The sequence below is a fragment of the Enterococcus sp. 10F3_DIV0382 genome (assembly GCF_002140245.1).
In the GTDB taxonomy this organism is placed as follows: Bacteria; Bacillota; Bacilli; order Lactobacillales; family Enterococcaceae; genus Enterococcus_B; species Enterococcus_B lactis.
The window spans coordinates 644,202-656,409 of record NZ_NGMF01000001.1; the positions used below are offsets into that span (position 1 = coordinate 644,202).

The 12,208-nt window shown below is 38.6% G+C and carries 14 protein-coding genes; 11 read left to right on the plus strand and 3 right to left on the minus strand.

Annotated features, from left to right (window positions below; translation table 11 throughout):
- Window positions 1-26 precede the first annotated feature (26 nt).
- Together A5849_RS03175 and A5849_RS03180 are read right to left on the minus strand one after the other, a co-directional pair.
- Window positions 27-341: a DsrE family protein gene (locus tag A5849_RS03175; protein WP_086309950.1), complete on the minus strand. Its 315-nt coding sequence runs from the start codon at window positions 339-341 to the stop codon at window positions 27-29.
- Between the two features lie 13 nt (window positions 342-354).
- On the minus strand, window positions 355-615 hold the full coding sequence (locus A5849_RS03180) for a metal-sensitive transcriptional regulator (RefSeq protein WP_002292566.1): 261 nt from the start codon (window positions 613-615) through the stop codon (window positions 355-357).
- 167 nt (window positions 616-782) lie between these two features.
- On the opposite strand from A5849_RS03180, the gene A5849_RS03185 reads away from it, so the two are divergent.
- The 6 genes from A5849_RS03185 (at window position 783) to A5849_RS03210 (ending at window position 7,921) form a co-directional block, all read left to right on the plus strand.
- Entirely contained in the window at window positions 783-1,097 is a 315-nt protein-coding gene (locus A5849_RS03185) for a rhodanese-like domain-containing protein (protein WP_002316644.1), read from the plus strand.
- A gap of 1 nt (window position 1,098) precedes the next feature.
- A complete protein-coding gene (locus A5849_RS03190; protein WP_086309951.1) occupies window positions 1,099-2,754 on the plus strand; it encodes an FAD-dependent oxidoreductase in 1,656 nt (551 codons plus the stop codon).
- Window positions 2,755-2,836: 82 nt separating this feature from the next.
- Complete coding sequence (locus A5849_RS03195) at window positions 2,837-4,972, plus strand: UvrD-helicase domain-containing protein (RefSeq protein ID WP_086309952.1); 2,136 nt, start codon at window positions 2,837-2,839, stop codon at window positions 4,970-4,972.
- Window positions 4,973-5,146: 174 nt separating this feature from the next.
- Window positions 5,147-5,656: a hypothetical protein gene (locus tag A5849_RS03200; RefSeq protein ID WP_002292571.1), complete on the plus strand. Its 510-nt coding sequence runs from the start codon at window positions 5,147-5,149 to the stop codon at window positions 5,654-5,656.
- Window positions 5,653-6,957: a glycosyltransferase gene (locus A5849_RS03205; protein WP_002348305.1), complete on the plus strand. Its 1,305-nt coding sequence runs from the start codon at window positions 5,653-5,655 to the stop codon at window positions 6,955-6,957. The genes A5849_RS03200 and A5849_RS03205 overlap by 4 nt, the downstream gene beginning before the upstream one ends.
- A gap of 106 nt (window positions 6,958-7,063) precedes the next feature.
- Window positions 7,064-7,921: an LPXTG cell wall anchor domain-containing protein gene (locus A5849_RS03210; RefSeq protein ID WP_002345420.1), complete on the plus strand. Its 858-nt coding sequence runs from the start codon at window positions 7,064-7,066 to the stop codon at window positions 7,919-7,921.
- A gap of 110 nt (window positions 7,922-8,031) precedes the next feature.
- Here the strand turns inward: A5849_RS03210 and A5849_RS03215 are convergent, their stop codons facing one another.
- A complete protein-coding gene (locus tag A5849_RS03215; protein WP_002292575.1) occupies window positions 8,032-8,352 on the minus strand; it encodes a putative heavy metal-binding protein in 321 nt (106 codons plus the stop codon).
- Window positions 8,353-8,453: 101 nt separating this feature from the next.
- On the opposite strand from A5849_RS03215, the gene dhaM reads away from it, so the two are divergent.
- From dhaM to A5849_RS03240, 5 genes are all read left to right on the plus strand, one after another.
- Window positions 8,454-8,900: a dihydroxyacetone kinase phosphoryl donor subunit DhaM gene (gene dhaM / locus A5849_RS03220; protein ID WP_002316646.1), complete on the plus strand. Its 447-nt coding sequence runs from the start codon at window positions 8,454-8,456 to the stop codon at window positions 8,898-8,900.
- Window positions 8,875-9,885 carry a dihydroxyacetone kinase subunit DhaK gene (gene dhaK / locus A5849_RS03225; protein WP_002316647.1) on the plus strand — a complete coding sequence of 337 codons (1,011 nt, stop codon included), beginning with the start codon at window positions 8,875-8,877 and terminating at the stop codon, window positions 9,883-9,885. The genes dhaM and dhaK overlap by 26 nt, the downstream gene beginning before the upstream one ends.
- Window positions 9,886-9,913: 28 nt before the next feature.
- On the plus strand, window positions 9,914-10,519 hold the full coding sequence (gene dhaL, locus A5849_RS03230; RefSeq protein ID WP_002312751.1) for a dihydroxyacetone kinase subunit DhaL: 606 nt from the start codon (window positions 9,914-9,916) through the stop codon (window positions 10,517-10,519).
- Between the two features lie 125 nt (window positions 10,520-10,644).
- Window positions 10,645-11,304 carry an HI_0552 family protein gene (locus A5849_RS03235; protein ID WP_086309953.1) on the plus strand — a complete coding sequence of 220 codons (660 nt, stop codon included), beginning with the start codon at window positions 10,645-10,647 and terminating at the stop codon, window positions 11,302-11,304.
- Between the two features lie 380 nt (window positions 11,305-11,684).
- Window positions 11,685-12,206, plus strand: coding sequence for a hypothetical protein (locus A5849_RS03240; protein WP_002314037.1), 522 nt, complete (start codon window positions 11,685-11,687; stop codon window positions 12,204-12,206).
- Window positions 12,207-12,208 lie beyond the last annotated feature (2 nt).

Consider the following 12,208-nt stretch of genomic DNA (forward strand, 5'->3'; position numbering starts at 1 on the left):
AATGGTAGGCTCACAACCTCTACTGACTAGGGCTTGATATAAGCATAACCTTGGGATTGCAGTTCAACTAAATCAAGTACACCTGCTGGTACAACGATTACTTGTTCAGGTAAAGAACTTTCTGAAACATGATTAGCACGCATAGCATTCGCACAAGCGTGAAAAACGACTTCTTTCAAATTTAAAAATTCTGCATTGGCAGAGTCTAGATAACCGATAATCGCGATGCCGTTGACGGAAACGACGATCGTCGTTTCAGGAGAAGCTTTTATCAGGTTTTTTACGTTTTTCCCTGTTTCTGACCATTTTTCTAATTCATCAATATGGAAAACGACTTTCATTGAAATCATTCCTTTACTTTTTAATAATCATCTTGATTGCTTGCTCTAATTTAGCTGCTTGTTCTTCTGGATTACTATCAGGATTTTCAAAGCAATTTTTCAGATTATCTGCAACGATCATTCCCATTACGCGATCAATGCTAGAACGAACAGCGCTTAATTGAGTGATGACATCCATACATTCTTTTTCATCTTCGATCATTTTTTGGATACCACGAATTTGTCCCTCTGTACGTTTCAAACGGTTCAGGATATTTTTATTCTCAATCTCCATAGCACATTCTCCTCCATTTTTATAACTCGATAATACCCCTAATCGGTATTTTATGCAAATATAAAAAGCAATAAAAAAATGAAGAGTCATTCTGGTTGACAGAATAAGAAAGCTCTTGTTTAATATACCCCATAAGGTATTTATAAAATATAAATGAGGTGCAGAAAATGAGTTTGTTATTTCAACCAATAAAATCGATAACAGTCCCAGAATTAAAGGAAAAGCTTTTAGAAAAGCCAGTATTACTTGATGTTAGAACACCTGTAGAATACCGGGGTGGGCATATAAAAGGAGCTAAAAATATTCCATTACAAGGCATAAACAGATATGATGGAGACAAAGAAAAGACCGTTTATGTGATTTGTCAATCAGGGATGAGGAGTAAACAAGCAGCAAAAGAATTAAAGAAATCTGGTTATGATGTGGTGAATGTACGTGGCGGTATGAATCAATGGTTTGATCGAACAGTAGGAGGGAAATAAGATGAAAATCGTTATTGTCGGAGGTGTAGCGGGTGGGATGTCTGCTGCTACACGGCTTCGCCGTTTAATGGAAGATGCAGAAATCGTTGTTTTTGAAAAAGGACCGTATGTTTCTTTTGCAAATTGCGGCTTGCCTTATTATCTTTCGGGTGAAATCAGTGACCGGGAAAATCTTCTGGTCCAAACGCCAGAATCATTAGCTGCTCGTTTTTGTTTAGATGTACGTCCAAATCATGAAGTGACAGCTATCTTTCCTGAAAACAAAACAGTAGAAGTCGTACATGGAGGTCAAAAACACCTGGAACAGTACGATGTATTGGTTTTATCTCCTGGCGCAAAACCAGTTGTTCCGTCAATTCCAGGGATAACAGAAGCCGACAATGTTTTTTCTATTAGAAATGTACCAGACATCGATAAAGTGATGCATGCGTTAGAAAAACAGCCAAACCGTGCCGTGATCGTTGGTGCAGGATTCATCGGATTGGAAATGGCAGAAAACCTAAAAAAAAGAGGTTTAGAAGTCATGGTGATCGAACAAGCGCCGCATATTCTTCCGACACTGGATGAAGAAATGGCAGCTTTTATAGAAAAAGAATTGTCTCATCAAGGAGTAGAAGTGATTACTTCTCATGCTGTCGCTAGATTTGAAGACCACGGGAAACGATTGCGACTGGATGACGGGCGTACCATCCCTGCTGATTTAGTTATTTTATCCATTGGTGTTCGTCCTGATAACCAGTTAGCAGTGACCGCTGGAATCGAATTAGGTATACGCGGGGGTATCCTAGTAGACGAACGATATCAAACGAATATTCCTGATATTTATGCGGTGGGGGATGCTATCGTTGTAAAACAGCTAATCACTGGAAAAGATGCACTTATTTCTCTTGCTTCACCAGCCAATCGTCAAGGTAGACAAGTTGCAGACACGATTTCCGGAATTTCTCGAAGAAATCAAGGCAGTATTGGAACAGCAATTATACGAACATTTGGAATGACCGCCGCATCCACCGGATTAAGTGAAAGAACAGCCAAAGAAAACGAGCTGTCTTTTGAAGTCGTTCATGTGTCAGGAAAAGATCATGCAAGCTATTATCCAGAAGCAACAGATATTTTACTGAAGTTGATCTTCCATCCAGAGACTGGCGAGATTTATGGTGCACAAGGTGTTGGGGCAAAAGGTGTGGATAAACGGATCGATATTTTAGCAACAGCAATCAAAGGGCATTTGACGATCTTCGATTTGCCGGAGTTAGAATTGACGTATGCACCGCCATTTGGCTCAGCCAAAGATCCAGTAAACATGCTAGGATATGCAGCAATGAACATTGCAGAAGGGCTTAGTGAAACCGTACAATGGCATGAATTGCCAACAGAATTAGCCAAAGGAAAAATTTTATTAGATGTGCGAACAGCAGAAGAATTGGAAAAAGGCAAATTCAAGGAAGCCAAACATATCCCTTTGAATGAACTTCGGGACCGATTAAATGAATTAGACAGTCAACAAGAATATATCGTCAGCTGTCATAGCGGCTTACGTAGCTATCTAGCAGAAAGAATCTTGAAGCAGTCTGGCTACCACGTAAAAAACCTTGATGGAGCATTTTCTTTATATCAAACTGTCCGACCTGAAGAACTGATATATCCTAACAAATGATACTCGTTAAAAAGCTTGCATTCGACTCTTAAAAGAGGTAAACTAATCGGTTCCACCACTTTAAAAAAAGAGGAGAATGTGTATGGTCAACACACAAAAGCAGTTAGAAGAAGCATATCTGAAGAATCTGTATCAAAAGCTAATCGATAAAAGAAACGAACTGCGTGAATCGATGGATACGGCAAAAATAGAAGGAAACCAGTCGCTGAAAGAAATGGCTGGCGAGCTTCGATTGAATTTTGACAGTTACTTAGATAACCTGGATACTTTTTCGATGATTGAAATGAAAAATAGAGAAATCGATCAGATGAATATCAAACAGAAAAACGCAGAAAATCAGCTGGCAAAGATCGAACGTTTATTGAAAAGTCCCTATTTTGGAAAAGTCATTGTAGACTTTCTGGATAATGAGCCAAAAGAATCCTTTTATATCGGTACAGCAAATTTCACAGATGATGTAGATGAAAATCTTGTTTATGATTGGCGTTCACCAATTGCCGAACTTTTTTACAATAACGTGATTGGTCCGTCTTCTTATACGGTTCGTCAAAATAAAATCGATACGGTTATCAAAGAAAGACGACAATTTATTTTGGAAAGAGATCGTTTGGTCAAGTTTTTTGATACGTCTGTAGCTATCCAAGACGATGTGTTATTAGAAGTGTTAGGTCAAGATGAAACCAATAAAATGAAGGCTATCACTGCTACGATCCAATCGGAACAAAACACAATCATTCGGGATGTGAAAAGTCAAAATATCTTGGTAAATGGCGTAGCAGGAAGTGGTAAAACCTCTGCTATCATGCAGCGTATTGCGTATCTGCTCTATTTATATCGAGATACGATGACATCTGATGACTTGCTGATTCTATCGCCTAATCATCGGTTCATCGACTATATCTCGAATGTCCTACCATCATTAGGCGAAAGAAATCCACTGAATCTAACCATCTTGCAGCTGGTTTCACAGCTTTCAGCAGAGGAAATAGAAGGTGAAGAAGCTTATTTCAAACGTATCACGAAAGAAAATGTATCAGAGCAAGCAGAACATTTGCGTAGTAAAGAGTATATCGATGATCTAAAACGATCAGATCCTTTGTTTCTAGATCATCCTGATTTTATCCGTGGACTTACTAAAAATGGAAAAACAGTTCTTTCTAAAAAAACGATCGAAAAAATATATGAGAAAGTTCCTGCTCATCCTAAATTGATCGATAGGCTTCAAGCAACGAAAAAGGCACTGATGAGCGAATGGAAGAACCATCTTTTGAAACAAGCAAAAAGTCCTGCAGTGCAGAATCAGGTACTCTCGTTGACAGAAGATAGGCAGTTGAAATTATTCGGTGAATTGATTTCTGATGATTCGGAACAAAGTATCGCAACTTATGCAAGGAAACTTTTACAAAAAAACTATCGAAAAATAACCAGACAAATCGAAGAAATGGCGTGGGTGGATGAGCATCGATTGTTTGAAAGAATTTATGAAAAACGATATGGCTCAGCTTATGTTTGGCAACACACACGTACTGTTGATGAAGCAGTCATTTTATTAGCTATTCATCATTTGCTTGTTGAAAAGGTAAATGTACCAGTGTTTCGCTATTTATTGATTGATGAAGTACAAGATTATACCCTGGCACAATTAGGTCTATTGATTGAATTATTTCCAAAAACTCACTTTACTTTAGTAGGTGACGAGAATCAAGCAATCTTTAATTCTTCCACTACTTTTGCTGATATTATGCGTTGTTTCGATGACTTCCATCTGCCGATCCATCGATATGATCTTAGAAATAGTTACCGTTCTAGCGGAGCAATCACAGAGCTTTTCAAAACCTATGCTGTGGATCAAGAGAAGATCGACATCGTATCGATCCGACCGCAAGGAAAAGAACCCGAATACCGCTCTTTTCAATCCTCTGAAGAATTGTTGGAAATACTAGCTGAGATTTTGGCTTCTCTAAAAGGAGAAAAAGCGGCAATTATCACCCAAACAGAAGAGGAGACCCAAACGCTACAAGAATCGATTAAAAAAAGTTCATATGGATTAGAAAACTGCCAGATCATTCCTTTGAGTCTAGCAAAAGGACTAGAATTTGATCATGTAATCTTGTATCCATTTGAAAACAATAGAGATGAGCAAAGAAGACGCAGACAAATGTACACGGCGATATCTAGAGGAATGAAAAGCATTGTCGTATTGGAAAGAGAAACATAATTAAGAGATAAAAAAATAAAAAGAACAACTGATAAAAAGAACAAAATATTTTTCATTTGCCGATGAGAAATGTTTTGTTCTTTTTCTTAGGAAAAATTTAGGAACGCTTTATGTGAAAAGAAATGAAAAGTATGGTAAACTCCTACGTCGTAACAAAAAATGTGAGGTGAGGATATGAAAAAAGTAACAAGAGAAGAAGTTGCATCGATTTTGGTGAAAGATAAGTATTTTTCGAAAGGTAATTATTGGTTGAAAATTTGGCAAACGCTAGTGGCTCTTTTCGGTTGGATGATCGTTGTTCTTCCTTTTATATGGGTGTTTTTTCCATTGACGAGACCAGAAAGAGCCAAAGATTTTTACTTGTACGCTTTTTTATTGGAAAAGAAAATGCTGTATTTCTTCATCGGCTTTTTTGCATTGATCTTTTTCAGCTTCCTGATTATCTCATTTGTGTTGACTAGATGGAACAATCGAAATTTGTATAGAAAAGTAAATAAGTCTTTTGAATATGAAGATGAAGAATTGAAAAAAAGACAAGAATTACTTGAAGAAATGTATACGGAACGTTTTGGAACAAAGGAAGAGAGAGAAACGGTCCGTTTTTATTCTGTCTCCGAAGAGAAAAATCTAGATACGACACTCATTGCAGATTTGTATAAAGAAAATGGGGTGGAACTGAAATGACCTCAATCACTCATACAGGTAATCAATTCCTAGATACTTGTTTGTCTATCATGTATTTTTTTCTCGTTTCTTACCCGATTTTAGGCGGATTTGCATGGTTTATTGGTGTCTGGTGTTATGTTTTTTTATACAAACACAAACAAAAAGAATGGGTAGATGTTCCATCAGGTGTCGAACCGTTCATTACGATCATGGTACCAGCCCATAATGAAGAGATTGTGATCGAAGATACGATCGAGTATTTGATGACGAAATTGAATTATCACAACTATGAAGTATTAGTGACAGATGATGGTTCAACGGACCAAACACCAGAAATATTAGCCAGACTGATGAAAAAATACGCTAATCTTCGTGTGGTTCGGATCGAAAAAAATAAAGGAAAAGCCCATGCGTTTAATATCGGACTTGCCTTTGCAAAAGGGAAATTGATTTTAAGCAATGATGCAGATACGGTACCGGAGCCAGATGCACTGAAGAGGTATGTGAATTATTTTATTCGCCCTGGTGCAAGACATATTGCTGCGGTCACTGCAAATATGGATGTCCAAAATCGTACAAAGTTGATTGCAAAATCGCAAACGGTTGAATTCTCAAGTATCGTTGGTATTATCAAACGAACACAGTCAGCTGTTTTCGGTGGCCTTTATGCGTACAGTGGGGCAAATACGATGTATCGAAAAGAAGCCTTGATCGATGTGGGCGGATTCAGACAAGATCGAGCGACAGAAGACATCAGTATTGCTTGGGATCATCAGTTGAATGATTGGGTATCTGTTTTTGCTCCTGGGATCATCTTTTTCATGGAAGTACCTGTGACGTTGAAGATGCTATATCGACAAAGAAAACGTTGGGCAAAAGGTGGAACAGAAGTCTGGCTGACGAATTTCAAAAAAGTGATGCTCCATCCTTTTGAACATATCGGAAGAACGATCATCTTCATTGATCAAACATTGAGCATTGTCTGGTCAATATTCTTTTGTATTTCCGTGATTCTTTTTATTGGATTGATTGGGCATTATGTGTACCAAGGAAACTATGAACAGATCTATGTCACTTTTACATTCAGTTTTGTGTTCATCTGCTTTGAAATGGTCGCAGGATTTTTCCAGTTGTTAGCTTCGCTGATTGTAGATGATCGACGAAGAAAATTGAAATACCTTCTTTTCGCACCCCTATATATGCTTTTGTTCTGGATAGTGAACGCGATAACGATCGTGACGACTTTCATTCCAGCGGTCAAAACGATTTTAGGTTATGGAAGCGGGACATGGAAAAGTCCGGAACGTACAAAAAAATAAAAGATGCACCGTTTTTTAGACAAACAGCCTGTTGTGTTTATGGTTCTTCCAGACATTTTTGCTTATAATAAGAAATTAGTTAAAAAGTAGTAAGGATGGGAAAGTGATGAAAAAAAGAATGAAGCCGTTGATCTGGCCGATTGCTGTTTTCGGTATTTTCTTCTTCGGACAAACAGCTTTTGCAGAAACTTCTGAACCTGCTCAAACAGAGCCTTCAACAACTATAAGCTCTTCTGATGCTGAAAAAGGAACCTCAGAAACAGAAATGACTTCCAATGTACCGACAGATAACTCAGGAGAAACGATTTCGTCTTCAGAAGATACATCAACGAATAGTTCTACCTCTTCTGACCAAATCGATCATTTGCAAGACTTGGAAAATAAAAGAAAAGAACTCGAAGAAGCATTAGAAGCTGCAAAAAACAAATTGAAAGAAGACCAAGCAGCAATCGATCAAGATTTAGCTGATCTTAAAAATAAAGCGGGAAATGACCGTACACAACTTGAGAAAAAGCTTGCTGAAGCGAAAGCAAAAGCGGAAGCTGTCCAAACAGATCTTGACGGGAAGATCCAACAAGCAAAAGAATTCAATCAACAATTAGATCAGGTTGCTCAAACAGCTTCTGGAAAGCTAAGTCAAACTCAAGCGGATATCACAGCGGCCAGTCAAGCGATCCATGGAAAGATCAGCGAAGCACAAACAGTTGCTAATGATTTTGAAGCAAAAAAAGCAGACTTAGCAGCTAGTTTCCAACGAATAAAAGATATTTTGCATTCGGCAGGAGAAAAATCAGTGGCCTCTGGAACCACGACAGAAACAGTTCATCAAACGACAGAGCCATCCGAATCAACAAGTCAGACTTTACCAAAAACAAATGAAAAAACAGCTTCTGTCAATTACTCCTTCGTAGGCACAGGTGTGCTAGTTGCAGCAGCTTACGGAATCATTCGCAAAAAGAAATAAAAAAGAGAGAATGGGAAGGTAGTGAACCTCGAAGTTAGACTGAAAAATCTAACTCTTGGGTCCCACTACATGTCCCATCTCTTTTTATTTATTAAGACAGCTATTCCTACTTATCTTGTGGAGACAGCTGTTCCACTACATGTGACCATCAGCATACCATTGTCGCTACCTAATACTTCGTAGTCCATTTTTACGCCAATGATTGCATCAGCTCCTAATGCTTTTGCACGTTCGGCCATTTCCGCAAGTGCTTCTTCTCTTGCGCCCATTAGTTCATTTTCATAACTTTTTGAACGGCCGCCAAAGACGTTTCGCAAACCAGCCCCAAAATCTTTCAATACATTGATCCCAGTAATAACTTCACCAAAAACGATTCCTTTATAAGCTACTACGGTTTTTCCTTCCACACTATTCGTGGTTGTTGTAATCATTCGATCACTCCTCTCTTTAACGAAAGTATAACAAAGTTCAAGATGCGCAACACATATTTTCCCAAAATTAGGAATTTATTATATACTTGAATTGTTCATTAATGAAAGCGAAACCAATCGTTAGCAACTATGTAAAAGAAAGGAAGATTCTTGTGAAAAAGAGTATTTTGCTTATTTCTCATAGTCAAAAAGTAACAGATGGTATTAAAGAAATGATTGAGCAGATGCAAAAATCCCAAGAGGTGCAGATCTTTTCTCTCGGCGGAATAAATGGCGAGATCGGATCAGACCCGATGAAAATCGTAGAAGCTGTCAATGAATCAAGTGATGCAGCTAGTTATTTTGTTTTTGCGGATATCGGCAGCGCGGTATTGAATTCGGAACTGGCAAAAGACATGTTGGAAGAAGAACAGCAGCAACGTTATCATCTGGTGGATGCGCCTTTAGTGGAAGGAGCTTTTGCAGCAGCCATCACTGCCGGTATAACGGATGATACTCAGCAAATCTTAACAGAAGCACAAAATGCCGGAAAGAAAGGATGGGAATAAATTGAAAAAAATCATGAATGATCCAAGCAATATTGTCGAAGAAATGCTGGAAGGATTAGTAAAAAGCTATCCAGAACTTGTTCATCGTGTAGAATCTTCCCGTGTTGTAGCCAAGAATCAGAAATCGGAACAAGTTGGTTTGGTTTCTGGTGGAGGAAGCGGACATGAACCATCCCATGCCGGGTTTGTAGGGGAAGGAATGTTAAGTGCAGCGGTGCTCGGTGATGTATTTACTTCTCCAACTCCAGATCAGATTCAAACGGCTATCAAGGAAGCGGATAGTGGCAAAGGAGTTTTACTAATCGTTAAGAATTATACAGGGGATGCATTGAACTTCGATATGGCAAAGGAACTAGCTGCTATGGACGATATTGAAGTAGAAAGTGTAATCGTAGATGATGATATCGCCGTTGAAAATAGTACGTATACTGCTGGAAAACGCGGAGTCGCAGGTACTGTCCTTGTACACAAAATCGTGGGCGATGCAGCAAGAAACGGTGCTTCCCTAGCAGAGTTGAAAGAATTGGGAGAAAAGGTCGTACAGGCAACTAAAACAATCGGTGTAGCGCTTCGAGCAGCAACTGTACCAGAAGTAGGGAAACCAGGATTCGAACTAGGAGAAGATGAAATCGAGTACGGTGTTGGTATCCACGGTGAGCCAGGCTATCGTCGAGAAAAGATGCAGCCTTCTAAAGTACTGGCAAAGGAACTTGTTACTAAGATTTTAGATGATTACTCGAATTTGCCAAAAGAAGCAGGTGTATTCGTCAACGGAATGGGCGGGACGCCTTTGATGGAACAGTTCGTATTCATGAATGATGTTTTAGCTCTGCTGGAAGAAAGAGGCGTCAATGTAGTTTTCCGAAAAGTCGGTAATTTTATGACCTCACTAGATATGCAAGGCCTTTCTCTTACGCTGATCGACTTGACGGAGACACAATGGAAAGATTCTTTAGAAAGCAATGTACAGACGATTTCATGGTAAGACAATCTCAAGATAAAAGGGTGATAATATGAAACTAACCGTTCAAGAAATCCAAGAATGGCTCTCACAATTTGCAGAGGCAATCAATCAGAACAAACAATATCTCAGTGATCTAGATACCCCGATTGGCGATGGAGACCACGGAAATAATATGGGAAGAGGGGTTTCAGCTTATGAAGAAGCTTTTCAAACCGATCATCCTGGAACAATTAGTGATACATTCAAAGTATTCTCTATGGCGATGATATCGAAAGTTGGTGGGGCTTCTGGTCCGTTATACGGATCTGCATTCATGAACATGATGAAAGCGACAAAAGGGGTCGATTCTATTGATTCTCAAGAAAAATTAGGAGAAGTGATCGAGCAGGGAACAGCGGGTATTCAAAGCCGAGGAAAGGCAGAAGCTGACGATAAAACGATGTTAGATGTTTGGCTACCAGTTACAGAGGCGTTGAAAGCAGGGAATCTAACAAAAGAAATTATTGACCAGGCAAAAGAACACACCAAAGACTTGGTAGCTAAAAAAGGACGAGCTTCCTATCTAGGAGAGCGTGCAATCGGACATATCGACCCGGGAGCTGCTTCCAGTGCCATTTTATTTACGTCACTACTCGATGTGATCAAAACTTCATGACCATTCCTGTAAATGGAAACAGAGGCTGAACTCGAAAAGCAAGCAGTTGCTTTTTCGATTCAGCTTTTTTACAGTTGTTTCTTTTAAATAACATAGTTAAAATAAAAAAGAAAAGAGGGAACAAAATGGATTTAATGAAAGAAGACTATCAGTTATTTGACAGAGACAATTATGCATTCAAACAACTCAAAGAAATACATACACCAGATGAAGTCGAACTAATCAAACAAGAATACAAAGCACACTGGCAAAAATGGAAAGAGATCCAGCTCCAGACAGCTGCACTTTTGCCTGATACGTATGGCATGAGCAAACCTAAAATCGAAAGCTGGACGAATGGCTGGAATTTACGCAGTCATTTTTGGAGTGCTTATCGAAGTGAAGATCGGCAAAACGAGAATGCCTGTCTAGCAGTTTTGTTGAATCAAAAACAATACCAAATCTATTTGATGTATCAGCACTATAAAAGTGACACGAGAGAAGGAAGCGTTGAAGGACACAATCAATTGCTATCTTTACTGCAGGAATGGAGTACCCAGGTAGCGATTGAAGATTATTATATCTGGCCCCAGCCTGAAAATGAGCTGGAAGATCATTTGCCTTTATCCGTTTATTTATCAGATAAGAGCAAGCAAGAAGAGCTGCGAGAAACAATGGGCGATCGAACCTTCCAACTTGGCAAACTGTTTTTTTCTCCAAATGAATACACAAACATCGAAGAGAAAGCTGCTAAGGCACTCAAAGAACTAGCGCCATTGTATCACGCGATAAAAAAGAAGTTATGAAAAAGCTGATTTGCGTTGCGTACTAAATAGATGGCACATCATCGAATCCACTGCTCTCATGATGCAATATAAACAGACACCTGCGAAAAATCATTTTTTTGCAGGTGTCTGTTTGGTTTTTCCATCAGTCAAATCAGAATAAAAATTTAAACAAATCTAAAAACATAACAGTTAACAATCTCTAAAAAACGACGATTGCTTGCGTCCCGCTCATTCTTTTGTATATATGTTTCGAATTACATAACAGAAAAAATGAAAAAATATTCATTTCGTTATCAAACAAGGAAAAGTAAGAACAAGGCTTCTTTTTTCACTGATAAGCCTATGGTAAAATCCGTTTAAAGCGTTTTCTTCACGAAGAGAAGTAAGAAGGAGCAAGTATGAAAAAAATCATTTTCAGAGGACTCATAGTTGTCATTGCACTGAGTATAGGAGGGAAAATATTGATGGATAGAAGAGAAAAAGACAACGAAGAACTGCGTACCATCCAAACCGATCTGGCAAATTATTTGTATAATCATTATGAGATTTATACAAAAGATAAGGACAAAATCGATGAAGCAGATAAGAAATACAATGGTGGTAATGGAACAATAACAGATGACGAATACTTAGAGAGTTTAAAAAATGCTAGGCAATATTTCAACATCGAAAAAATAGAATTTACAGGTTTTTCTGTAACCCCTATGAAATCTTTAGAGGTACACTTCGAAATCAATGACCTGCTTTCCCACACTGCGACATTAGGAGTAAAGTCTGCAGAAACAGGTCAGTGGATCTATAGGATTGATAGTGGTATAGAAAAACCGGGGCAAGATCATTATCTCAGTAGAAAAGACCAAGAGACCAATAGGAGCATACCCATGAATATCGTCACATTCTATGATGGGGGGATCGACTGATG

What these genes read in the sequence shown, in the direction of transcription:
- A5849_RS03175 (WP_086309950.1), bottom strand. Translation starts at nt 341, where the DNA reads ATGAAAGTCGTTTTCCATATTGATGAATTAGAAAAATGGTCAGAAACA.
- A5849_RS03180 (WP_002292566.1), bottom strand. Translation starts at nt 615, where the DNA reads ATGGAGATTGAGAATAAAAATATCCTGAACCGTTTGAAACGTACAGAG.
- A5849_RS03185 (WP_002316644.1), top strand. Translation starts at nt 783, where the DNA reads ATGAGTTTGTTATTTCAACCAATAAAATCGATAACAGTCCCAGAATTA.
- A5849_RS03190 (WP_086309951.1), top strand. Translation starts at nt 1,099, where the DNA reads ATGAAAATCGTTATTGTCGGAGGTGTAGCGGGTGGGATGTCTGCTGCT.
- A5849_RS03195 (WP_086309952.1), top strand. Translation starts at nt 2,837, where the DNA reads ATGGTCAACACACAAAAGCAGTTAGAAGAAGCATATCTGAAGAATCTG.
- A5849_RS03200 (WP_002292571.1), top strand. Translation starts at nt 5,147, where the DNA reads ATGAAAAAAGTAACAAGAGAAGAAGTTGCATCGATTTTGGTGAAAGAT.
- A5849_RS03205 (WP_002348305.1), top strand. Translation starts at nt 5,653, where the DNA reads ATGACCTCAATCACTCATACAGGTAATCAATTCCTAGATACTTGTTTG.
- A5849_RS03210 (WP_002345420.1), top strand. Translation starts at nt 7,064, where the DNA reads ATGAAAAAAAGAATGAAGCCGTTGATCTGGCCGATTGCTGTTTTCGGT.
- A5849_RS03215 (WP_002292575.1), bottom strand. Translation starts at nt 8,352, where the DNA reads ATGATTACAACAACCACGAATAGTGTGGAAGGAAAAACCGTAGTAGCT.
- dhaM (WP_002316646.1), top strand. Translation starts at nt 8,454, where the DNA reads ATGAAAGCGAAACCAATCGTTAGCAACTATGTAAAAGAAAGGAAGATT.
- dhaK (WP_002316647.1), top strand. Translation starts at nt 8,875, where the DNA reads ATGCCGGAAAGAAAGGATGGGAATAAATTGAAAAAAATCATGAATGAT.
- dhaL (WP_002312751.1), top strand. Translation starts at nt 9,914, where the DNA reads ATGAAACTAACCGTTCAAGAAATCCAAGAATGGCTCTCACAATTTGCA.
- A5849_RS03235 (WP_086309953.1), top strand. Translation starts at nt 10,645, where the DNA reads ATGGATTTAATGAAAGAAGACTATCAGTTATTTGACAGAGACAATTAT.
- A5849_RS03240 (WP_002314037.1), top strand. Translation starts at nt 11,685, where the DNA reads ATGAAAAAAATCATTTTCAGAGGACTCATAGTTGTCATTGCACTGAGT.